This is a genomic window from Exiguobacterium sp. s122 (assembly GCF_018618475.1).
Classification (GTDB): domain Bacteria; phylum Bacillota; class Bacilli; order Exiguobacteriales; family Exiguobacteriaceae; genus Exiguobacterium; species Exiguobacterium himgiriensis.
Genome location: NZ_JACSMD010000001.1, coordinates 1,294,922 through 1,318,299 on the forward strand (window position 1 = coordinate 1,294,922; position 23,378 = coordinate 1,318,299).

At 51.6% G+C, this 23,378-nt stretch carries 23 protein-coding genes and 1 pseudogene; 6 read left to right on the plus strand and 18 right to left on the minus strand.

The features are described from left to right. Positions 1-20: 20 nt before the first annotated feature. The 11 genes and pseudogenes from KNP92_RS06670 to KNP92_RS06720 all read right to left on the minus strand — a co-directional run bounded on the left by KNP92_RS06670 (position 21) and on the right by KNP92_RS06720 (position 8,969). Positions 21-1,394 carry a barstar family protein gene (locus KNP92_RS06670; protein WP_214838808.1) on the minus strand — a complete coding sequence of 458 codons (1,374 nt, stop codon included), beginning with the start codon at positions 1,392-1,394 and terminating at the stop codon, positions 21-23. Next, entirely contained in the window at positions 1,391-2,095 is a 705-nt protein-coding gene (locus tag KNP92_RS06675; RefSeq protein ID WP_214838810.1) for a hypothetical protein, read from the minus strand. Before KNP92_RS06675 ends, KNP92_RS06670 begins: the two co-directional genes overlap by 4 nt. A 13-nt stretch (positions 2,096-2,108) precedes the next feature. Further along, a complete protein-coding gene (locus tag KNP92_RS06680; RefSeq protein ID WP_251136420.1) occupies positions 2,109-3,170 on the minus strand; it encodes a DUF58 domain-containing protein in 1,062 nt (353 codons plus the stop codon). A gap of 2 nt (positions 3,171-3,172) precedes the next feature. Next, positions 3,173-4,096, minus strand: coding sequence for an AAA family ATPase (locus KNP92_RS06685; protein WP_214838812.1), 924 nt, complete (start codon positions 4,094-4,096; stop codon positions 3,173-3,175). After that, positions 4,093-4,830 carry a hypothetical protein gene (locus KNP92_RS06690; RefSeq protein WP_251136421.1) on the minus strand — a complete coding sequence of 246 codons (738 nt, stop codon included), beginning with the start codon at positions 4,828-4,830 and terminating at the stop codon, positions 4,093-4,095. The genes KNP92_RS06685 and KNP92_RS06690 overlap by 4 nt, the downstream gene beginning before the upstream one ends. A gap of 198 nt (positions 4,831-5,028) precedes the next feature. Continuing rightward, a complete protein-coding gene (locus tag KNP92_RS15925) occupies positions 5,029-5,265 on the minus strand; it encodes a DUF3916 domain-containing protein (RefSeq protein WP_214838816.1) in 237 nt (78 codons plus the stop codon). Next, positions 5,262-5,480 carry a DUF3916 domain-containing protein gene (locus KNP92_RS15930; RefSeq protein ID WP_214838818.1) on the minus strand — a complete coding sequence of 73 codons (219 nt, stop codon included), beginning with the start codon at positions 5,478-5,480 and terminating at the stop codon, positions 5,262-5,264. The genes KNP92_RS15925 and KNP92_RS15930 overlap by 4 nt, the downstream gene beginning before the upstream one ends. A gap of 35 nt (positions 5,481-5,515) precedes the next feature. Continuing rightward, positions 5,516-6,004 carry a DinB family protein gene (locus KNP92_RS06705; RefSeq protein ID WP_214838820.1) on the minus strand — a complete coding sequence of 163 codons (489 nt, stop codon included), beginning with the start codon at positions 6,002-6,004 and terminating at the stop codon, positions 5,516-5,518. Between the two features lie 54 nt (positions 6,005-6,058). Next, complete coding sequence (locus KNP92_RS06710) at positions 6,059-6,556, minus strand: hypothetical protein (protein ID WP_214838822.1); 498 nt, start codon at positions 6,554-6,556, stop codon at positions 6,059-6,061. After that, positions 6,553-7,650, minus strand: a pseudogene (locus KNP92_RS06715) (DUF2332 domain-containing protein). The gene KNP92_RS06710 and the pseudogene KNP92_RS06715 overlap by 4 nt, the downstream one beginning before the upstream one ends. 56 nt (positions 7,651-7,706) lie before the next feature. Beyond that, the gene (locus KNP92_RS06720; protein WP_214838824.1) at positions 7,707-8,969 is read right to left on the minus strand and encodes an NCS2 family permease; all 1,263 of its coding nucleotides are present in this window, start codon (positions 8,967-8,969) and stop codon (positions 7,707-7,709) included. 758 nt (positions 8,970-9,727) lie between these two features. Between KNP92_RS06720 and KNP92_RS06725 the strand changes: the two genes are divergently transcribed. Genes KNP92_RS06725 through KNP92_RS06735 form a run of 3 tightly spaced genes read left to right on the plus strand, consistent with a single transcriptional unit; the run spans position 9,728 to position 12,112 of the window. Next, on the plus strand, positions 9,728-10,288 hold the full coding sequence (locus KNP92_RS06725; RefSeq protein WP_214838826.1) for a VanZ family protein: 561 nt from the start codon (positions 9,728-9,730) through the stop codon (positions 10,286-10,288). A 20-nt stretch (positions 10,289-10,308) separates the two neighbouring features. Then, on the plus strand, positions 10,309-10,989 hold the full coding sequence (locus KNP92_RS06730) for a response regulator transcription factor (RefSeq protein WP_214838828.1): 681 nt from the start codon (positions 10,309-10,311) through the stop codon (positions 10,987-10,989). Continuing rightward, positions 10,979-12,112: a sensor histidine kinase gene (locus KNP92_RS06735; RefSeq protein ID WP_214838830.1), complete on the plus strand. Its 1,134-nt coding sequence runs from the start codon at positions 10,979-10,981 to the stop codon at positions 12,110-12,112. The genes KNP92_RS06730 and KNP92_RS06735 overlap by 11 nt, the downstream gene beginning before the upstream one ends. 87 nt (positions 12,113-12,199) lie before the next feature. On the opposite strand, the gene KNP92_RS06740 is transcribed toward KNP92_RS06735, so the two are convergent. The 4 genes from KNP92_RS06740 to KNP92_RS06755 form a co-directional block, all read right to left on the minus strand. Beyond that, the gene (locus KNP92_RS06740) at positions 12,200-13,708 is read right to left on the minus strand and encodes a PH domain-containing protein (RefSeq protein ID WP_214838832.1); all 1,509 of its coding nucleotides are present in this window, start codon (positions 13,706-13,708) and stop codon (positions 12,200-12,202) included. Continuing rightward, positions 13,705-14,211 carry a PH domain-containing protein gene (locus tag KNP92_RS06745; RefSeq protein WP_214838834.1) on the minus strand — a complete coding sequence of 169 codons (507 nt, stop codon included), beginning with the start codon at positions 14,209-14,211 and terminating at the stop codon, positions 13,705-13,707. The genes KNP92_RS06740 and KNP92_RS06745 overlap by 4 nt, the downstream gene beginning before the upstream one ends. A gap of 74 nt (positions 14,212-14,285) precedes the next feature. Then, positions 14,286-14,957: a WGR domain-containing protein gene (locus tag KNP92_RS06750; RefSeq protein WP_214838836.1), complete on the minus strand. Its 672-nt coding sequence runs from the start codon at positions 14,955-14,957 to the stop codon at positions 14,286-14,288. Between the two features lie 58 nt (positions 14,958-15,015). Continuing rightward, positions 15,016-16,107 (minus strand): FUSC family protein, encoded by a 1,092-nt coding sequence (locus KNP92_RS06755; protein WP_214838838.1) that lies wholly within the window; start codon positions 16,105-16,107, stop codon positions 15,016-15,018. A 174-nt stretch (positions 16,108-16,281) separates the two neighbouring features. Here KNP92_RS06755 and KNP92_RS06760 point away from each other — a divergent pair, with 174 nt between their 5' ends. Then, the gene (locus KNP92_RS06760; protein WP_214838840.1) at positions 16,282-16,905 is read left to right on the plus strand and encodes an NAD(P)-dependent oxidoreductase; all 624 of its coding nucleotides are present in this window, start codon (positions 16,282-16,284) and stop codon (positions 16,903-16,905) included. A gap of 4 nt (positions 16,906-16,909) precedes the next feature. Continuing rightward, positions 16,910-20,296, plus strand: coding sequence for a dynamin family protein (locus KNP92_RS06765; protein WP_214838847.1), 3,387 nt, complete (start codon positions 16,910-16,912; stop codon positions 20,294-20,296). 136 nt (positions 20,297-20,432) lie between these two features. Here KNP92_RS06765 and KNP92_RS06770 read toward each other — a convergent pair whose 3' ends face one another. After that, entirely contained in the window at positions 20,433-21,413 is a 981-nt protein-coding gene (locus tag KNP92_RS06770) for a Gfo/Idh/MocA family protein (protein ID WP_214838849.1), read from the minus strand. Between the two features lie 152 nt (positions 21,414-21,565). On the opposite strand from KNP92_RS06770, the gene KNP92_RS06775 reads away from it, so the two are divergent. Beyond that, a complete protein-coding gene (locus KNP92_RS06775) occupies positions 21,566-22,036 on the plus strand; it encodes a YhfM domain-containing protein (RefSeq protein WP_024370372.1) in 471 nt (156 codons plus the stop codon). Positions 22,037-22,077: 41 nt separating this feature from the next. Here the strand turns inward: KNP92_RS06775 and KNP92_RS06780 are convergent, their stop codons facing one another. Both KNP92_RS06780 and KNP92_RS06785 read right to left on the minus strand, forming a co-directional pair. Then, the gene (locus KNP92_RS06780) at positions 22,078-22,590 is read right to left on the minus strand and encodes a GNAT family N-acetyltransferase (protein WP_214838851.1); all 513 of its coding nucleotides are present in this window, start codon (positions 22,588-22,590) and stop codon (positions 22,078-22,080) included. 15 nt (positions 22,591-22,605) lie between these two features. Beyond that, a complete protein-coding gene (locus tag KNP92_RS06785; RefSeq protein ID WP_214838853.1) occupies positions 22,606-23,373 on the minus strand; it encodes a hypothetical protein in 768 nt (255 codons plus the stop codon). Positions 23,374-23,378 lie beyond the last annotated feature (5 nt).

Here is a 23,378-nt window from a genome sequence, read left to right on the forward strand (position 1 = left end):
TAAAAGCACCGCTTACTACTTCAAAACCGTTTAACCGAGCCGTTCACATGATCAAGAAAGTGATACACATCGTCCGCATCATGCGCCAGTACGAAGTTTCCAAAGATATGAGGATGGAATTCTCCTAGAAATATCTCGAGTGACTGTACAGGTGTAGTTGATGAAAAAGACTGCCAAAACCTTTTTGCTTTTGGAATCTCAAGTTGAGGTAATAACGTTTCTTCAATCAATTTCTCCCATGCTGCGTCATGTAGCGTCAACCGATACACCGTCTCGCTTGAAGCAATGGTACCACCGAAACAGAACGTCAATTCGATTGGATATGCACCACGTGTCACGTGGCGAAAGAACGTCTCATAATCCGCTGAGTCAATCGATCCGACGGATACAATATTCGTCCCTTGGAGTGTCAACCCCTCCCGGTAATAGCTCAAAAGCCAATCCGTTTCATTCGAGAACGTGACGACGTCTTGGCGCTGGTCGTCACCGGAAAGTGTCAACCATGGGGCAATCTCTTCATGATTGCGAACAATTACAGATAGGACAGACTCCTCTTCTATGCGTTCAAGCGAGAAACGGTGTCGCTTCGGCAACCGTACTGACGTCTTCCGTTCCACACGTAACGGGAACGTTGCGCCAGTGAGATGTCGGAAAATTAGATGATTTGCTTCTCCCTCTTTTAATGCCTGTCTCGGTAAAATCAGCATCACTGTCTGATTATAGATGATTCGACACGGCTTCAAGTCCGGCTCGTTCGTGTAGTCCGTAAAACAAGTCACGAGCGCGTCCGCCGCCTCAGGCAAACGTTGCTCAAACTCTGTCCATCCGTACAACTCCACGATGTCCGGCAACCCGTTCTCATCGGTGATGACGTCCCAAAACGCGTCCCAGTTCATGCCATAGTGAGCCGGGAATTGTAACTGTTCTTTTAATTGTTCATGCAGCTCGGTTTCCGTCGCGATGTTTGAGACGTCTAGCGTCACACGAGTGACTCGGTCATTCTGTTGACACACCTCGATCGGATGCATCCAGACATACACCGTCTCGACGACCCCAGATGGAGCGACATCGACATAGACGTCTCGGGTGAACGGATGCAAGACGAGGTAACGTAGCGGCGTTGCATCCGTGAAACACTTATCGATTTGTATATCACCTGAATGAAACGAGAAGATGTCAGCAGCTTGTCGACGAACCGTACGATACTTGTCATCAAGTTCTTGATTGTAGACGCGGTCGAATTCATTACGGTCGACTTTCCATAACGTCCCATCGTTCGAACTTGATAAGCGTATCGTTTTTTGTTCAAACGCATCTGAGTGCATCGCGTGTTGCCGTACAAAGAAAGCCGTGGCCGCATCGACTTCATGCAACCACGGACGTTTTAAAGTCATCTTTTTCCTCGCCTCCTGTATAAAAGGTAACCAATTGGGAGACCCGCCAACAATGCGAGGCCAAGCATACGATACGATGTTGGCTCTGTCGTCTGAGCATTCCCCGCCCCACCCACGAGACCATCCTCCGCGGAACCTTGATCGTTTGAATGTGTCTCGACCAAAAGTTTCTGATACATCTCGAGCGTGGTCGTGTCTCCGGCGATGACCCGTTTCGCGTCGGTCGTCAAGGCGGTCAACGTCTCTCCGTCATAGTCATACCAGGCGTTATCGCGCGCGGAATGGACCAACGTACCAGACACATCAGCTAAGGCAATGGCCAACTCGTCACCATACCCGAGCGTGGAGAAGGCAAATACGCCTGGCTCTTGCTCGTACGTCCCGATGACGTTTCTCGGCTCCCCATCTTGTAGGACGGCTGATACGTACTCCTTACTCGAGACGAACGTACACGCGTCATCTGGCGAATAACAGGATTGTGCGGTCATCATCACTTCGTGCAGCGGACCGAACGAGATGTTGCGACTTTCCGTCAAGTGATAGTTACTCGGGTCGTCTCCTTCGATATGGTCGAGGACGATCGACTCGAAATGTGTTTCAGCAAATTGCTCTGCTGACCGTTCTGTCGGCGCGGCAATGGCTGACGTCGTACCGAGCGTGAAGAGCCCGGTTAAAGCGAATGTTGTGATTAGGCGGAACATGTCATTACTCCTTTCAACCGACAGCGATCCGGTTCAGCAGTGACGCGTCAATCCGAATCACTTCCGCATGCGGATGCTTCTGTCGCTCGATGATTTGATTGAACCGTTTCGAAGCGATGAATCGATCGGATTCATGGACCCACGCCAAACGTACAAGGGCGAGGCGCAATTGCCTACGACCATCACTCATTCGCTGGTGGTCGATTTGATTATCGGCGTCTAGCCGATTGATGAACAGCTCGACTTTACAATCTTCCTTCACCAAATAGGATACCAGATAAGCGGCTTGTTGAATCAACTCTTCGTAATGCGCGTGGAGGCCATTCCCGAGCGGACCGCTCAAATCGAGTGCGAGTGTGAACGTATCGAGGTTTTGGCGTTGAAACACTCTCGCCTGCAGCTTCCCTGTCTTCGCTGTCGCGACCCAGTCAATCTGTTTGACCGGCTCTTGCTCGTACCGTTTTGTGCTTTGCATCATCAACGGGTCTTTGAGCGGCGAATGTTTGACGAGTCGGTCTCCCATCCGGACAAGGCGTGAGTCGAATCGGTTCTGTCTCGTGATGGGCGGAAGGATGATCCAGGAAGGCAGCGTAAAACCGGTGACGAAAATGGTGCCGAGCCAAAACGGGAGCTTGAACCGAAGAGTGCATCCATCGATTTGAACGGGACCGCGTTGCTTCGCGTGGATTGGAAGCAAATAGGTCGATTCATGACGAAGCTGTAAGGTGTGCACGGACTGATCATCATCAAACGTCAAGCCGTGCCCCGTGACCAGACGGATTGATGTCGGGATCCCGAGCGTTTCAAGTCGCTCGATGCCTGTCACGTCCATCTTGAGCGAGACGCGATCATTCACGAACAACAACTGCTCCTTTTGATGGAACGACAAGCCTGTCGCCTCAACGATTTGTTTCGTCAGCCATTTTCGTACGAGCATCAGCCCGAGAATCACGCCAGCCACGTAAGCGAACGGCCAGACGTATGGCAACCAAACGAAGAAGACGAGTATCCCTGTATAGGCTGGCCAAAGCTTTTCATCTAAAAGGGACGGTGTACTGACTTCGACCTGTCGCATCCTCACACCTTCTCGACCGGGACATCGACGCGCTCCAAGATGTCAGCGAGGACGGCCCGTTTCGTCGACTTCACGTCTCCTTCGAGCGTGAGCGTCAACCGGTGCGCGAGGACATGCGTCGCAACGGCTTGGACATCCTCTGGCGTCACGAAGCGGCGACCCTCGATGTAGGCATATGCCTGAGACGCCTTGACGAGGGCGAGTGTCGCGCGAGGGCTGGCCCCGACATCGACGAGCGGATGGTTCCGCGTCTCTTGGATGAGGGCGAGCAGATAGGTCACGACGTCCTCATGGATGCGGACCTCCTCGACTTCTTGCCGTGCAGCTAAAAACGTCTCGGACGACATGAGGGCGTGGACGGCGTGGCGTGTCTTTGAAATCGTCTGTAAAATCAGTTGACGCTCTTCCCTTACCTCAGGATAGCCGACTTGGAGCGACATCAAGAAGCGGTCGAGTTGTGCGTCCGGCAAGGCGAACGTCCCTGCCGACTCAATCGGGTTCTGTGTCGCGATGACGAAGAACGGTTCCGGCAGTTGATACGTGACCCCGCCAATCGACACTTGTCGCTCTTCCATCGCCTCGAGTAACGCCGACTGTGTCCGAGGGACGGCCCGATTGACCTCGTCAATCAAGAGGATGTTCGTGAAGATTGGGCCCGTCCGATTTTCGAACGTCTGCGTCTGCACGTTGAAGTAGTCAGCACCGATGATATCACTTGGAAGCAGGTCGGCCGTGAACTGGATCCGTGTGAATTCCGCCTCGAAGCTCTTCGCGATGCTTTTAGCGAGGAGCGTCTTTCCCGTGCCTGGGACGTCCTCTAGCAAGATGTGTCCGTTCGCGAGTAGCGCCGTGCAACAGAGGCGCGTGATGTCAGGTTTTCCAAGATAGATTTGGTCGAGTTGTTCGAGTACGCGTGTGATGGTCATGAAAGTGGCTCCTTTTCTAGGCGAAGTAAGTGGGCATCGAGCTGTTGTTTGAACGCTTCTTCCCGTTGTAGCGTGATCTCGACTTGGTCATAACGGGTCTCGAAATAGCTTAGAAGTGAGGCGTCGAGTTGGATACGATTCGCCCAAGTAGATAACGTCTCGAACGGTCGTCGTCGTTGTTGTGGTGGTAGCGCTTGTTCGAATTGAATCAGATGTTGCCGTAACGGGGAATCCGGTAACGGGTGAATCGAGCGTGGGGGCTGCTCGAACACTTCTTCTGGTTCTTGACTTGAGTGGTCCACTTCGTCTGTCGATATGGAACCACTCAGTTTTTTGTTGAGACGGCGCCTACGCCACATCCATACGCCAATTAACAGAAGGAGTGCACTGAGGATGTATGGGAACAGAGAAAGGCGATCGGCTTCGTCATTGGATGGGTCCCCATATGACGGAGACAAGTCATATGAATTTCCTCTCGGTGTACCACCTTCCTCATCCGATGGTCCAACAATGCTTCCACTTCCAAAAGACTTGGACGCAGAATCTTCGTCAGCACCACCTTCGCACCAACGATTGGTGTCAACCACTTCGATAATCCCAAACAACTTTCGCTTGTCGTGACAGTCCGTCACCCAGTTCGTGATAGGACTCCCAGAAATGTCTAACCCTTTAAAGTATGTATATGCGACTTGACCTGAGAATGAAATGAGTGCGACAACAAGTAACGAAATCAAAACCGTGGATAGAAACAGAGCTTTGGCCTTTCTCATATAACGATCCGTCTGTGAATTTGTTGATTCGACTGCATTCCATACCACGGCTCCCTTCATTCAACGATTCCATTTAATCCTTTTTATGGAAAATGGATTTGAAAGGATTATAGCATATAGTTTGATAGAATATTCAGTCTTTTTATAAAAAGAGTCGCCCGTCTATTGAACGAGCAACCATATTTCCCCGCTATGTATGTGATCCTCATCTTGAATCAGCTCATGGAACCGATGTACCTCGACGTCCGCCGGAAGGTTGAACCGCTGTAGGCACATCGAGTCGACAGGCAAGCGCGTCCACGTCTGCTCGGACGTATCGCGTTCCATGAACACCTTTAGTCGTGCGTCACTTTCGAATACGAGAAGTTCGGACTGCCAGAGCGTCGGCAGGTCAATCAAGACGACGACCCGGACTGTTTATCTTCTCGGAGATGCACAAACCGAGCTCCCCCTTCTAGCATCGCCTCGATGACGGCTTGCTGGATTCGGCTATCCTTCTCGATCGATAGTAAGAACGATTGATCAATCGGAATTTTGCTATGCCAATACCCATCATGGAACGTTGTCGGAAACGAGTGGGTCTGTTCTGCGATATACATACGCAACCGTTTCAACCTTCGTCTGACACCTCGTACTTTCGTTCTTCTCTTCAAGACATCGCCCCTAAAACTCGGTCGACTTGCTGCTGATGGTGGCGGTCATGTTCGATGAACTCGGTGACGATATAGGCAAGTGTGTACGGAACCCCTTGATGTGGGCAATGGGTCGCCCCATTTACTGTCGTGTGCATCATCATCGTCTCGTGACGAAGTGACGTCAGCCCTTCTATAAGTGAACTCCGACTCGTTTTGGCTAACTGGAGCGCCTTTTCTCCAGAGAGACGTTTCGCTTTTTGTGTCGCGCGCGCGTTAAACGAATCGAACTCCGGGAAGATCATCCCTTCCCCGTTCTTGACGGCCGGGATGATGACGTTCAACAGATGGTTGTCCCAATGGGCGATGTGTAAGACGATTACTTTGATTGACCATTTGTCGGTCGCGATCGGTTTCTCCCACGTCGATTCATCCAATTCCGTTAGCGTATTAAGCCATGTGGTATAGGATGCAAACTCGTCGATGACGTTTGAAGTGTTTGTCATGAAAATGTCCTCCTTGATTTATGAAGTAAAAAATCCGCTCATATTCAATCTCATCTATTCCGATTCAAATAACCCTTCCGTTTGATTATATTCCTCTAAACTTTGCCAATCGGGAAAAGTTTGACGGAATCGCTCGCTTACGTCCTCAACTTGGCTGAGCATTAAAACAAACGTTGAGTCCCAAAAAATCAATTCACACATAGCGTCTGGATGCTGAATACGGGGTGATTCAATCCACAAATCGCCATTCCCGTCTGCGAACGGATGGACGATTAGTTCGTTTAACGTGATGGACGTCTCTCGTTCAAACGCCGTGAACACTCCCCATATGACGTATAGGTTTGTGTGCTGGACAAGTTCGAGTAGACGTTCACCTTTTATCCAGTAGGCCGTTCCCTCCTCAAGTTCTTGAATCTCTTCGAAATACTTCAACGAGTCATTCGAGATTACGGCGTCGAGGTCCGTCACCAGCCAATTATAGTTGGTGACTTGTAAACAAAGAGCATCCATGACTTCTTGAATGGAAACGAATCGCTCGATAATCGTATTCATGTCAATATTACCTCATTTTCCAACAACCATCTGAACCATCTGCCGTGCCCGTCCGTCTCCGCAATCGTCTGCTCTCGTTTGATACCGTTCACGTATTCGTCCAGATGCAAGTCTTTGTCTTGAATATTGTTATAAAGATGAAAAACGTCTCTCGTCTAACCGATTTCTTCGACCACGTTCAATAAGTGTTTTTTCATGTCGATCGTCATTTGGTTGGCCACGTGCGTGTGGAAGATACATAAGGTGCTTCCTTCTGGAATGCTTCCGACAAGGCCGCTCAATCGACTGATCCCGTCACCTTCGATGAAGTCGATCGGCTGCTCGCCAATATTGCTCGACGCGCGCTCGAACATCTGTAAACGTTCCTCATGCTCTGGCCAAATCAACGACTTGAGCCATAACCGCTCTGCTTCATTATCTAAATCGACGATGTTCAAATCAAGTCCGATGCGCTTCACGACCGGAGCGGGTGCGGACAAGAGCGGCGGTGTAAGCTCCCCGACGAATTCTGAACGGATATGTAACCGTGACTGCACCTCTCCGAACACTTCCTCTGTCCCATATGAATACGCGTACTGGTCCCACAATAGTTGTAAGCCGGCACTTGTCCCGATCTCAATCAATGCCAATGGTTTTCTCGTTTTTTGATGAATGTAGCCAAAAGCGGGATATAAGTATGCACACCTTCGGACTTCGTTCGTCTGAACGCGTTTCGAACTTAATATAGACTCGATCTCATTTCGATACGTGAGACAAAACGATTTGAACGACTCAAACGATTCGGTTACGGGATTAGCGTCGCGCACTATACTCGGGTAGTAGTCTTTTAGCGGGTGGTCATACCCTTGCATCAGCAAATAATGGACCGCACTGAACAATAAGTTCGGTACCGGTTGGTCTTCCCTCGCCACGTTACCGATTTCAAGCAGTTCGTCGTCTTGCGAGATGTAAAGTGACAACGATTCATAGAGCGGGCTCGAGTCCCGGCATTCTTTCTCGGCAAACGTCACAAACTTTTGAGACAGTTTAGATGTCGCCAAATCAAATCCTCTCCTCACACGGGTTTCATGCTTACTACTTCCCGTGTAAGTCATGAGACTCCTTTTTATCCATACAAAAAACGGCACCGCATACACGGTACCGCCCGATCTTACAGCCAGACTGGTAAAGAAAAGAAAACGAGGAACAAGACGGTCAAGACACCGACGACCGGACTGAGCGACCGATAGCCCTTCTTGAACAAGACAATCATCGTATAAGCGATGAAGCCGAGCCCGATCCCATCGACGATGGAATACGTAAACGGAATCATGATGATGACGAGAATCGCCGGGAAGGCATGCTCCCAATTGTCGAGCGGAAGATGCTTCACGTTCTGGAACATCATCATGCCGATGATGATTAACACCGGCGCGATCGCCGTCACTGGGATGATCGCGAACAGCGGCAACAACAAGAGAGAGACGACATAAAGCCCTGACGTGACGAACGAGGCGATGCCGCCCCGGGCCCCGACCGAGATGCCGGCCGCGACCTCGACCGTCGAGACGGTCGGGCTCGAGCCGAACAGTGCACCGGCCATCGTCGACAGTCCTTGCGCGACGAGCCCTTTCGGTGCGTCCGCATCCTTATCAATCGCCCGTGTCTGGTTCTGAATCAAGCTGATATTCTCAATCAGCAAGACGAGCGTTAACACGCCGACGGCGACGAGGAAGAGTGGTGACATCGATTCGGTGAACGAGACACTTCCGAATACAGTGCCGAACGACTCGAAGAACGGTGTGAGCGCGAACTCACCGGTCCAGTCGAGCGTGCCCATGACGGCGCTCAAGCCGACGCCGAACGCGATCGTCCAAAGGAAACTGCTCGGTCCCATCTTCAAGAAAAGAAGGATGGCGATAAAGAGCGTCAAGAACGCGACCTGTACCGGCCGTTCCCCGAGGTCTCCGATGTGAAGCAGAGCCCCACCGCCGCCCGAGACGATCCCCGCCGCCTCGAGGCCAATTAAGATGAGGAACAGGCCGAGCCCGACCGTCAATCCGTCATGAATGATTGGCGGGAACGCGTTCGCGAGTTTCCTCGCCACCTTCGTCACCGTCAACAGGACGACGAGCGCCCCCGAGACGAACGAAACGGCGAGCGCGCCTTGCCAGCTCAGTCCCATCTGCAGGACGAGCGTGTACGTGAACAACGCATTGATGCCCATCCCCGGTAATAGGAGCAGTGGCAAGTTGAAAAGCCCTGCGATGAACGTTCCGATGATGCTTGTCATAATCGCTCCGACGAGCGCTCCCTCGAATGGGAGTCCGGCTTGTGTCAAGATTGCCGCGTGCACGGCCGGGATGTATGCTGTCGCCAGAAAATTCAGCACGCCCCCGTATGTTTCTGTTTTCCATTCTGTTTGTTTTGCCATAGGAATCAATCCTTTATTGGCACCCTCACCCACCCATGTGGTTATACACACGAGGTTGATTATATCCTGTCTGACTTCTGACATGCAAGCGAATGTTGACTCAAATCCATCTTTCGACCCAATCGTGAGACCTGCTCCGCCTAAAGCTTCATTTTATAAAATAAGAACAAACGTTCTTATTTTTAGCATCTTTTTTGAAGAGAATCTGCTATAATGAAGGAGCAGGTTAACGCAGCAATAGTGGGGTCAGCCGCCAAGTCCACAATGGAGGAAGGCGGTGGTGCGGATGGAACAGCTATGGACCTGGGTCGGCGATTACGTAATCCTCCCGATCCTCGCTCCGATTATCGTTCACTTGGTCATTCACCAAACATCCAATCGTGCAACGTCTGAACGCACAAAAAAATGACCCCCTCGGCGCAATGAGATGGGTCACTTTCTGATTCACTAACCATTGTGGCGGCTGGGACCACTCTTAAAGTGGTAGCCTGTAAGCCAGAGGCCGGTGTATCGAGCACCGGTCTCTTTCTACTTGCATCATACCACATTTGTTCCCGGTTTTCAGTAACAGAAACACGAAAATGATGAATTTGACGTGGCGACCGACCACCCGGATACTGAGTTCCCCCTCCCCCTTTCATCGTCTGCATGCAAAATGAAACACTACATCGATTTTAGATTTCATTTAGACCTTCTTTAAGATTTCTTTAGAACTGGTTACTACAATGAAGACAGTTCAAATTCTTAGGAGGTTTTTTATGTATAATCAAGATTATTCAGTGATGTTCACGATCGAATCAGGGGTCGTGCTCATCCCGCTCGCGATACTCGGACTAATTACGTTACTCGTCTGGTCGTTTCGGAAGTCACATGTGAAAGCTGCTCAACTTATTTTGCTTCTCACATTCGGGATATATCTATTAGGTGTCCTCCACTTCGTCTTCTTCCCGATTGATGTCAATTTAGGAAAATACGCGAACCAAGTCCCATGGTGGAGAACGATTAATTTCATTCCGATCTTGACCATCGACTTGTACTCGTTCGTCCTAAATGTCGTGATGCTTCTACCGTTCGGTTGTTATCTTCCATTCTTAAAACCGGCGATCACCAAAAAAGAAGTATTGAAATTAGGATTTCAATTCAGTCTCGTGCTGGAATTGACGCAACTTTTGGTGCGGACGACGTTAGGTAGTGGACGAAGCACGGATGTAAATGATTTGCTGGCGAATGCGCTCGGCGCCCTCCTCGGATTCTTACTCGTTCGATTCGTCGTCCAATACGCGCCGTTCCGACGCATGTATCAAACGTTCCAACTCTAAATCGCAAGGGAGTTTCAGGCATGACAAAAATCTTGTTAGTGGACGATGACGTCCAAATCGCTGAACTGATCGACGTGTATATAAAGAATGACGGATATGAGACGACGATGGCGACCGACGGAAAGATGGCGCTTGCCTTGTTTGACAAAGAGCCATTCGATTTAATTATTTTAGATTGGATGATGCCGCGGATGGACGGGCTCGAGTTTTGTAAACAAGTTCGCCAGACGAGTCATGTCCCGATTCTTATGCTCAGCGCCAGAGTGGGTGATTTCGATAAAATCCAGGGACTGACGACGGGCGTCGATGACTACATGATCAAACCGTTCAACCCGCTCGAACTGATGGCCCGTATTAAAGCGTTGTTGCGCCGTTCAAACTATAACCGCCCCGTCGAGTCGTTGTCCGTGCAAGCTGGACCGTTCTTCATTGATCGAGCCCGCCATACCGTCACGATGCAAGATCAGACGATTCGATTGACGGCGCGGGAGTTTGAGATTTTATACCTATTGGCGAAGCATAAAGGTCGCGTATATAGTTCTGAAGAGATTTTCGAGGCGGTATGGCAAGAGCACGGCGACGGATCGAACCAGACCGTGATGGTGCATATTAGCAACATCCGCGAGAAATTGCATGCCGTCGTGCCACATGAGGTCATTATTCAGACGGTATGGGGAGTGGGGTATAAAATTGAGACATAACGTTTGGCGCGTCATCACGTTCATTCCCGTTTGGAAGCGCCTGCTTTATATAGGGATTGCTTTAGGGGTCGCCACATTGAGTGGGGCGCTCTTATTGCCTGTCGTCTGGTATTATGAAGAATCGTCCCGCTTTGTGGCGAGCCTTCTCATCGTCCTCTCGTATTTCCGAGAAGGTGTATTCGTCGTCTTCTACAGTCTAATCGTGCTGTGTTGTCTCGTATTGATCTATCAGTATGAGCAAAAACGTTATTTGGAGTTCCATATCCATCGTATGACGTCACTCGTAACAGCCCTCCATGCAGACCGTGACGCGGTCGCACAGCCGGTCCCGCCTGAGTTAGACGAACTGATGACAACGGTCCGTGCCATCTCGGACAGCGCGGTACAGGCAGAGCATGACTTGATTCAAGCCGATCGCCTGAAGCATGAGCTCGTCACGAACGTCGCGCACGATTTACGTTCCCCACTCACATCCATCACAGGATATCTTGACTTGATTCATAGCGACCGCTACCGGGACGAGGTCGAGTTGCGGCATTACATCCAAGTGATCCATGAGAACGCGACCAATTTAAAGGGCTTGATTAACGACATCTTTGACTATACGTTCTTGCAAAACGATCGAATCGTCCTTCAAAAGAACGAGGTGCGTCTCGATGAATTGCTCAATCAGCTCATCACACAGTCGACGTTACGGCTCTCAGAAGTTGAGATGGAAGCAAGATTTAAATCGGTAGCTGATCAGCCTGTTGTCGAGGGTGACGCGTTGAAGCTCGTACGCGTGTTTGAAAATATATTCGAGAACGCGATGCGTTACGGTCGAGACGGAAAGTACATCGATACGTTCATCGATGATACGGAGGACACGGTTCTCATCAAAATGACGAACTATGGCGAGGAGGCCATCCCCTCACGTGACATCCCCTACGTGTTTGAACGTTTTTTTAGAGTGGAGAAGTCACGGTCGCACTACACTGGCGGATCGGGTCTCGGTCTTGCCATCGCGAAATCCATCGTAGCGTTGCATGACGGAGAGATTCGTGTGAGTAGTCAACCGGGCGAGACGTCGTTCACTATCATCCTCCCGAAAAAAGCTTATCCTCCCGTTCAGCAGAAAGCATGACACGTGTCATGCTTTTTTTCATTGGATGCACATATAGAAAGAGCGACGGAATCGCATATTGCGATGTCGTCGCTCTTCGGTCAATCGTTAGCCTGATGTCTTCATCTCTTTTTCGTTCGGGTAACGTGAGAACCAGTCAAGCATGGCATCTGCTTCTCGTTTCGGGATGTCTTCGATCGACTCGATTGACAACAACCCACCGCGCGTCGACAAGACGACGTTACATAGACCGAAACGACGCTGTAACCAGGACTGCGACACGTGAATCTGTTCGATGCGGGGTTTGTCCGTCACAAACGAGCGCACGTTGAACGCCCCCGTCCGTAGTTGGATGAACGTTTCGTTCCGCACATAGCGGGTCGTGTAATAGCTAAGCACACGCCCACCGACGATGAGTGCCCATAATAATAGGAGCCACCACGCGTATTCACGGAAGAAATAGATGACAATCCCGGTGACGATCACACCGAACCAGCTGATGCGCATCAGTTTGATCCCAAGCGAGCGTTTCGGCAAGCGATGGAGCGTATCGGCCCAAGCGAACTGGCTGAAGTGTTCGTTCAGCACCGCCATCGCCTTATCCCGTTTGACGAACGGGAGAATCGTCGACGACTCGTCTTTCAATTCGTCCATCGTCCCGGCCGCGACGAGTTCGACACCAATGATGTTGAACCAGCGCCGGATGAACGTCTCTTTGATGCGAATCGCTTGAATCTTCTCGTACGGGATCTCTTTGGCCGACCGGTTCAGTAAGCCTTTCTCGACCCGGATGCGGTCGCCCCTTCGTTCGAGGACGAAGTTCCCGTACTTCAGGAAGTTGATCACCGTCCCGATGACGACCGACAAGAGCAAGATGGAGAGAATGAGCACGCCGATGGCAATCACCGAGGCGCTGATGACCCAGTCCCCGATTTGGTCGAACGTGCCGTCGAGGTTGATGAAGTCGTCGATGTACGTGATGATCGTCGAGGCAACCGGGAAGATGGCGAACACGGACAGCGACGTGAGCGAGGCAAGCAAAATCTCGCGGGTCGATAGTGTATATAACCGAACGCCCGGCGGTTTCTCGATCGTTACGGTTTTCTCCGTGACTCCGTCTTCTGATTCGCTCGGCTCGGTCGAGGCGTCAAGCCGTCGACGTCTCGACTGGTCGAGCACATCCTCGAGCCGTTTCGCCTCACCCGGGAAGACGCCTGCGAGTTTGAACGACGCGTCATCACTGTTCGCATTCGTATCGAACGTCAATTCGACGACGCCGAGCAACCGGTAAAAGAACGGGCTGTTCGAATGGACGCTCTGAATCTTATAGAGCGGCAGCGACTTCTCTTGCTTCATCCAGTTCCCTTCGATGACGTACATCGTCTTCTCGTCCAAGGCGTACCGGAAGTTGCGCCAACCGAAAAACTTTTGCAGCAAATCGAACCCGATGAACAGGAGCACGGCGACGCGAAGGATGATTCCAAACGTCGTCTCCCAGTCGTTGTTTAAGACGAACAAGATGACGATCGGGATGGCGAACGACTTTAACATGTCGACGATGCGTAGGACGAGCACCCGTGTCGGAAGCCGATGCCACGTGAGCGACGCTTCGGTCATACGACATCCTCCTCTTCGATGCGGGCGTAGACGGCGATCTGTTCGCGGAGCGTCTTCGCGAACGATTCTTCGATGGCGTAAATCTCATGTGAGCCGGCAGCCGTACCGATTGTGATCGTCTGCAGACCGAATTTCCGAAGGAGCGGTCCTTGTTTGGCGTGCACGTATTGTACTTTCGTCATCGGGATTAAGACGTCATGTGTCGTGATGATGCCGTGATGAAGTCGAATCTCGAGCGGTTGGACGAGATACGTGAAGCGCTCCTGTTTCCACTTTTGGAAGACGATGATGTCGACTAGGCTGTAGATGACCGCAATCGCCAGTAACCCATAAGCGGTGACTTGGAGCCAACCTGGCCAGTCAAACCAGACGGCCGCGAATACGAGCGCACCCGTGATGATCAAACCGATCACATAGAAGATGGCACTCGATAAGCGGAACACGGTTCTCGCCTCGACCGGCAATGTACCGCTGATGGGTGATGCTGTTTCAATCTCTGACATTGGTGTTTCCCCCTATCCGTTCGGACGTTCGTCCGTCTCTCTCTTTAGTATACGCCGTTTTGTAGAAAGAAGTTTCAACTCGATGCTGGAAAAGCGGCCAATTGTTTGTTGATTAACTGGAAACGGTGCACATCCTCAGGCTCGACTTCGTCGACGATGGTCGTTAACGCTTCGTGAGCGGAACGTTTTAACGCATCCGTGATTCGCCCGGTCAGCTTGATTGAAGCGAACGCACTTGCGAGGATGACGATGTCACATGCGAAGCGATCCCCGTTTTGCATCCAGTCCTCGGGCGTCGAGATGTCTTCTTCAAGCCAGTCCGATAGAATCGCATACGCCCCTTCCAAAAAATCGAGGTCGCGGTCTTTTCGAAGCGCTTCTCCAAACATATCGAGGACATCGGCCCCTTCATCGCTCCCGAACGGCGCGAATTCGTCCGTGCAGTCCAAATAGAAGTCTTCTTGGAAATGTAGCATGAACGCCGGGTGGGCCGTCAGCGGATGCGGCCCAATCTCTGGGTCGTCGACGTAAAGATGGGTGTCCCAGTCGTACTCGACCTCGACGTACCCTTTTTTCAGTTTTTGACGGACGAGCTTGTCCGCTTCTTTCTTGCACGCTTCTTCCGTATCGAACGATTTCAGCTGGACTTTCCCGATTGTGCCGCGTTTTCCGTATTGGACGACGAACTCGTCCGTGCCGACACGGATGTTCCAGAATTTTGTGGTGTGTTGTAAGTAGGTCTGCATCTTGTTCTCCTTATGTAACGACATAGCTTAAGTATACAAAAAACCGCTCGAGAGCGGTTTAGTCTTCAAAGAACCACTTCTTGCGCGGTTCTACTTTCAAGTTGTCGCCATGTTTCTTCATCTCGGTGATAAGATAACGTTCAAGCTCGTTCATCGCCTTGACCCAGTCCGTCATTGTCGCGACGAGCGGGACGACGGTCAGGATCAAGTCTTCCTCTTCGTCTCGCATCTTCTCAATCATCAGCTTGGCGAAGTCGAAGTTCTCATGGATGAGGTCCTCTTCCCGATCGATGATGTGCTCGTTCTCGAGTTCATACGCTGAGAATAGGCGCTCATGTCGTCTGAGCAAATGGCGTACATGTCGCAACAGTTCTTCCTCGAGCTGAGGTGGCAAATGTTCGAGTGTCAAAAAATCGTCATGCAGTTTGTCGAGCACGTGGATGGCGGCACTGTTCGTGTCGATCATCTTCGACTTCAAGACGGCTCGGCGATAAATCGGCGTCTTCTTCTCGAGCCAGCGATTCGCTTTAATCTCTTCTTCGAAGAAGTCGTATGTCGTCTTCGAGCCGCGGTGTTTTTTCTTCGTCTCTTCGAGTGACTCGAACGAGGAACGTCCCCCGTCCGTCTCGGAGAATAGACGCGCGATGCGGACGGCCATTTGGAACACCGTCGTGATCTCGTCCTCGAGCTTCCGTTCATAGCGTGGCGGGAACAACAGTGCGTTGACGAGAAGCGCGACCGTGATCCCCATCATGATGAGTAAGTAACGTTCCCCGGCGAACATCCAAATCGGCATTTCCGATTGGCTCGCCCCTTCCATGATCAGAATCGTCGTCAAGATGACGGTCCGTGTCGTCGACTCGAGATTCAAGAACAGAAGGATCGAGATGGCGATGATGATGACGACGCCGATGGCGATCGGGGTCGGGTTCGGCGTCAACAGTAACGAGAAGACGGCAAGTAACGCCCCAATCAAGTTCCCTTTCATCTCTTCTAAAAATCGGAGTCCCGTCTGATAGACGGACGGAAGTAACGCGAGCGACGCGGCAAGCGCCGGTACAACGATTTGTTGAAACTGAAACGCCTCGGCGATCAATAACACCAAGGCGACCGAAATCCCGGTTTTGATGGTTCGAGCTCCAAATCTCATGCGGTGTCGACAGCGAGCTGTCTTCCTCCCTTATACACGTCTTGTTTTTTTGTATCCTTCTTGTCACGGGTTCAAACATACGAACAAATGGAGCCGTCAAGCGCTGTTTCGAGAGCGCTTCCGTGGTATGATGGCGGTGGATATTTTCTTTCATCTTGATGGGGAGGGGTTTACTTGTCAACCATTGCTTTATTTGGAGGGAGTGGCCGCACGGGGATGCGGTTGCTCGAACGTTTATTAAAGGACGGACACGACGTCCGACTCTTGTCACGCCGTGAGGTCGAACCGCGAGAACGACTCACAGTCATAATTGGTGACGCAACCGATGCAGATGCCATCACAAAGACGGTGCAATCAGCCGACGTCGTTATATCGGCCCTCGGTACGGATAAGCAGAATGTCTTGTCCCGCTTCACCCCACTCGTCATCTCTGCGATGCAAGTAAACGGAGTGACGCGCATCTTGACGGTCGGGACGGCCGGTATCTTGCAGGCACACGACATGGACGCGTACCGTTTCGAGACACGCGAATCGAAACGGACGATGACGACGGCTGCCGAGGACCATGCCCATGCGTATGAGTTGCTCCGCGACTCAGATTTCGACTATACGGTCGTCTGCCCGACGCAATTGATTGACGAGCCGTCAGATGGAGACATCGTCATCACACCAGACGAACTCGGGACGCTTCACTCTGGCCCGATTTCACGCGATGACGTCGCCGATCTCGTCGTCAAGGCGTGGGAAGAAAACAACTATATCAGGCACCGCGTCGGGATCACGACGGAGTCACGATGAGGGGATGAAAACTTTGAACGAACAACACCTGCGCCTCGCGCAATTGACCGACCTGTTTGAGACGCAAGACGAGACCGATTTGGCCCGTCCTGCCCGGACGGCACTCCGCAAAGTGACCCGTGACGAGATTTGGATCGCCGTCTGCGGTCACTTCTCTGCCGGAAAATCAACCCTGCTTAACAACTGGCTAGGGGACGGCGTCTTACCGACGAGCCCGATTCCGACGAGCGCCAACATCGTCACGCTTCGAAGCGGTGCGACCGGCGCCTCGGTCGCCGTCAACGACACAGACTGGATTCAGCTTGGGACCGATGAACTCGAACGTCTGAGTGACTTTTGTAAGATTGAAGAGATCAAAGAGGTCGAATACGCCCTGCCCCGCTTCCCGTTCGGCGACGACGTCGTCTTGATGGACACACCGGGCATCGATTCGACGGACGAACGCCACCGTCAGGCGACGGAGCGCTCGCTCTTCCTTGCAGACCATTTATTTTTCATGATGGACTACAACCACGTCCAATCGGAACAGAACATCGAACTCATGAAGCAGTTCAGCGCCGAGGGTCGTCCGTATTCAATCATCATCAACCAAATCGACAAGCATGAGGAGAGCGAGCTGTCGTTCTCGTCGTTCAAGCAGACGCTCGCGGCAGCGTTCGCACACCACGATATCGAGCCAGATGACGTGTTCTATATCTCGCTCCGTCAACTCGACCATGCGGAAAACGAAGTGACACGGCTACGTTCATATGTTGAACAAGTCATCGCCACAGCAAGGGAAAATCGTCTCACGAGTGCCGAACAGTTGACGGACACGCTCCTCGCGCGTTCGGAGCAGACGTATGCCCGTTCACTCGAGCAATTACCGGTCGTCGAGAAACACCCGACCGAAATTCAGGCCCGCCTGCAGCGACTCGAGAAAAAACACGTCTGGCTCAGCGCATTCCGCCGCGAGTTCTTCCGCCACCAGGCCCCGATCGTCGCCAGCGCCCCAACCATGAATTATGAGTTCCGTGAACTGTTGCGGGATTATTTGGAGAGCTGTGCCCCGACATTCAAGGTCGGCCTGTTCTTCTCGAAAGACAAGACGAAACAAGAACGGTCACGCCGTGAGGAAATCGCCGTCAAAGAGTTCAATCGACTGCTCGACACGAACTTGCGACCGCACTTGATCAAATACGCGGAAGACATCATCCGTGACTTGAAGTTGCCAGAAGCGATGCTTGCTCGACCAGACGCGTTGCCGGAAGCACCGGCCACGCTCATCACCGACCAAGTGAAAAGTGGTGCCTCGCTTAGCGGAGATACAGTCCTTCAGTTCAGTCGGGACATCGAATCCGCCCTCGCCGCCTGGGTGACGAAAGCGTCCGACCCGTGGGTGGCGTCGGTCGAATCGTACCTTGAGACAGACGGTGCGGATCGACTCGCCCGAATCATGACCGAACAAGACTCACTTTACGATATGTTGGACACGCTCGGTACGAGACGTCGCCTGTTGGAGCGTCAATCTGCACTTCATGCCTATACGGAACGCGCCTTGACGTCGGAACGCATCGAAGAGCTCGAAGTTCGTCACTATGTCGATGTCGAGTATTTACCAAAGCAACAAGTTGCCCAGCAACAGAAAGAAGTTGCACTGACGACAGTCTTGGATGATAATTTGACCGCATTTTTATCTGATTTTTCATATGAATATGCGGTATGTGAAATATTAAAAAGTCATCCGTTATTCACGTCCCGAGTGAAGTCGCTCCGACGCAAACTCGAGCGGGCCGAAGCCGAGACGTACACGCTCGCCATCTTCGGGGCGTTCTCTTCCGGTAAATCGTCGACGTTGAACGCTCTGCTTGGCGAGACGGTGTTGCCGACGTCACCGAACCCGCTCACCGCCTCGATCACGAAAATCGTCCCCCCGAACGGACGAACGCACAAGAGCGCCACGATCACGTTCAAGTCGCGTGACGAGCTCGAGACGGAACTCGACGGTTACGGGACGACACTCGATTCACTCGCGCTCGACCATCCGTTCGTGAACGCGGTGAAACACGCCCCACTCCACCATCTCGGGACGACGGAGAAGGTCGATTACGACACGTTCGCCTCGTTCGTCACGGAAGAGACGAAGAGTTGCATCGTCAAAGAGATTGAGCTATATGTCGACTCCCCTTGGGCCGAGCGCGGCATCATCTTCGTCGACACACCGGGCGCCGACTCGCAGTTCAACCGACATAGCGAGGTCCAGTTCGGCTATATGCGTGACGCCGATGCCGTCTTGTTCGTGACGTATTACAACCACGCGTTCACCGAGGCCGACCGTGAGCTCGTCATCCAGCTCGGACGGGTCCAAGGGACGGGCGACCACCAGATGTTCTTCCTCGTCAACGCCTCTGACTTAGCGACGGATGAGACGGAACGGGACGCCGTCTCCGACTATGTCGCCCAGCAATTGACGAAGCTTGGTGTGAGACACCCTTCCGTGTTGCCGATCTCGAGCCGAAACGCTATGAACGGGCAAGACGAAGGATTCGACCGCTTCGCTGAACGGCTTGGCCAGTTCGTCGACCACGACCTGCGCCAAGCGAACGCGCTTCGCATCAAGGAAGAGACGGCCGCACTCCTCGCCTCGTTCGAAGAGGTCGTCCGGGAAGCGGACGCCGACGCGAGCGTCAAAGCGAAACGTCGCGAACGACTTGAACGGTTACAGGATGGACAACTACTTCCAATCACGTCACTAGACGCACCGTTCGCCCGGGAAGCGAAGGAATTGCTCGCCCATCTCGAGACACGGTCACTCCTGCGTCTGTCGGACTTCGTCAAGGAGACGTTCCATCCGATCGAAGTGGACGGCTCGAAGGCGAGTTTAGAACGTGCGCTCATCCGGACCCTCGATAAGTACGCCTATGACGTCCATCAAGAGCTTCAAGTGTTCAAGTATCGGCTCGAGAAGTTCTTGAAAAAAGAGACGGCCCGGCTCATCACGCAAGAGACAGCGAAGTTGCGTCCGCTATTGCCGACGTTCGCGTTCGACGAGGACGTGACGATCGACTGGCTACGTGACACGGTCGAGACGGTATCGTTTGATCAACCCGCCTTCCGCCCGGTGTTGAAACAGTTCAAGAACACGAGCCAATTCTTCGAAGGGGACGGCCGGACGATGCTACGTGACGACTTGAGCGCGCGCCTGCGCCTCGCAGTCCGGGAACAGCTCGAAGCAATCGGTGCCCGAGAGATCGAACGCACGTCTCGTGAGCTCGCCGGACTCGAGGAAAGCCTAAGTGCCGCGTGGAACGATGAAGTGCGTGAACTCGTCTCCGGCGAGCTGAGCGTCCTCTCAGACGGACAGTCGTTCACGGACATGAGACAGCGCCTCGAAGCGCTCGGAAAGGAATGAACGCATGGGATCTTTACTCCTTGTCGGCTTGATTCCGGCCGTGATCATGACGATCGCGCTCGGTCTGTTCATCCGACACTTATATATCACGAACAAAGAATGAAACAAGCCTCGAGCGTGCGCTCGAGGCTTGTTTTTATGCGTCAGCCGGGTAACGAACGTCGATTTGCCCGCGCATATCGGTCATGACGTCGGCAAGCAGGAGCATGTCGTCATGCGTATGACGCGACGTCTCCCGTTCCCCCGCCTCGATTAAACGAATGAATTCCTGAATTTCGAACGCCATCGGGTTTATTTGCTCGCTGACGAGCTCCTCGGTCGTCCCGTCACGCCCTTCGAACGTCAAGCGGTCGAACGTGGCAATGTCGTCAATCAAGATACGCCCCGTCTCCCCAATGATTTCAGACGGCGAGTTCGACCCGTGAATCTTCGAATGGAGCACGACGATGTCCATCCCGTCATACGATAGGATGGCCGAGCCGCTGCCGTCGACACCTGACTCGAGTTTGACGGTGTTCGCCAAAATCGTGTTTGGTCGATCGAACAGCTTGAGCGCGGGTCCGAGACAATAGACGCCGAGGTCCATCAGTGAGCCGTTCGAGAAGTCCGGGTTGAACGTGTTCGGGTTGTCCCCACGTTTATACAGGTCATAGCGTGACGAGTACTGCGACTTGTTCAAGATGACGCGCCGGACCGGACCGATGCGATGAAGTTCTTGACGCAACACGTCGAAGTTCGGCATGAACAAGTTGCGGAGCGCCTCGAGCAAGACGACGTCATGCGCACGTGCCGTCTCGAGCATCGCTTCGACCTCGCGGACGTTCGAGGCGAATGGTTTCTCGCAGAGAACATGCTTGTTGTGACGCATGAACAGGATGCTCTGCTCGGCGTGTAGCGAGTTCGGGCTCGCGATATAGACCGCGTCGATGACGTCACTCGCTGCCATCGCTTCAAGCGATGTGAACGTATAAAGGATGTCATGTTGAGCGGCGTATGTATCTGCCCGCTCCGCCGTTCTTGAATAGATGGCCGTCACTTCTGCGTCCTTGATATGTTGAATCGTCTTTAAAAAAGTGTCGGTAATAAAGTTCGTGCCGATGATGCCGAATCGAATCATAGGTAGTCTCCTCGTTTCTTTGTTTAATTTATGTCTTCGGAAATGAATGAGCCATCCCACTTAACATTTACCCGAAATCAATGTAATAAAAAGGAATTTATCTTTCCTATACGGAACAAGTATAGAGCGAAATCAAATTGGGAGTAATCATTATGATGAATAAAAAAATGTCATTGCTTTTGTCACCTGTGTTTTTAACCTCCATTCTTATAGGTTGTCAATCACAGGAAGATACTCAAAAAGAAAATGATCCGAGTAAAGTCGCTAAACAAACTGAAGCGAGTCCATCTTCAGAAGATGGCGCGGAGAACATGAAGATTGAAGACTCGATCGCAACGATTAGCATTTCAAAAGACGGTGAGGTAATCCGTTTTAATGATGATGCGTCGATTGAAACGTTACGTGCAGTCATTGAAAGTGCCATGAAAGAAGATGGGATTGTGAACATGTCTAATCCTACACACTATGTAGATGTTGTTTATGCGAACGAAGACAAACAACGTTTTCATTTCTGGTACGGTGAAGCAGGTGAACGAAGTGCGATGATGAGCGCAGACGACACACATTCCATTTATACGGTTTCAGCAGCATTGACAGAAAAAATCATCATTTTAACTCAATAAGATTAACAATAGACCTCAACTCGAGGTCTATTCTTTTCATGCTAGTTTTCAAACGCTTTCTCGAAACAAATATATCGTTCATGCCCTTTAGGTTTTGAATCAAAATGAACACTACCACGTTCGACATAACCATGGCGTTGATAAAAGTTACATGCAGTTTCATTACCCGAAAAACTGTCGAGCCGGATGCTGTGATACCCTTGCTCCTTTGCCAAACGCTCCGAAGCGTGGAGAACGAGGTTCCCGATTCCCTTACCTTGTTGCGACGGATGGACCATGAGCGAGTGTATGATGAGCGGCTTATCACCTTGCCATTCAATCTCGTTCCATTCCGAAGATTGCCATTCATCGAGCACGACGATTCCGAGCAACTGCTCACCGTCTTTCATGACATAGACGGAGCCTTCTTTGATACAATCCTCGAAATAGGCGCGGTTCGGGTAAGTGTCGTCCCATTGGAAAATCTGTCTGTGGAGCAAATCGTCTTTACAGGCGAGATAAAGTTGTTCGATTGCATTCACATCTGATGGTGTAGCTAAAGAGATTGTGGTCATTCCAATACTCCATTCTTAAAAGTGACTATTTTTATTGATCATCCGTTCATATTTTTTATACTCGTCACGGGACATGCTTAGACCGAGCAGCTCAGCGATGGTGTCTTGTCGCCACGTGCTGGGATTGAAATATTGTGAACTCGTATTGAACCAGCGCCCCTTTTGATCGAATCCCCATGTATACTTCACTCGGTCAAGTCCTTGCTGGATGAGCATCTTTCCTTCTCCCGGATTAGAGTAAAAGCGGCGCTTCCCGAGCCATAAGTACGGTTCTGGTGCCCATGGACAGCGCTCGATGGCGAGTTGATAATAGTGCTGCTTCAGATGACTGAACTCTTTCGCCAACGCAATGCAAAGCAAACCACTCACGTCTTCCGGACCTTGTTCGATGAGCGAATCTGCCAAGGCGACGTCCTCATCCGTGATGACAAAGTCATTCCATCCCGTCCAATATAAGGCGAGCGCATAATAGAACGGGTCATCCGGATGATATGTATAGGCGGTGAGACCGAAGCTGTTCACCCGTGCAAAATCTTCGATTGTGTCAATCAACTCATACCCGACGAGCCAGTCCCATCGGTTTTTATCGGTCGGGTCCATCATCACGTGGTCAATCAACAGCTGTTCGATACCCCGGGTCTGTTGAAGGTAATACTCGAGCTGTTTGAACTGTTTTGCCTCAACGTATGCATCGATGCAATCCATCATCGCTTGTTGCTCTGCCGAAAGGAGCTCGTTTCCTGAATACAGCTCAAAAATATTCCCTGCCGTGTAATCATTCAAATTGA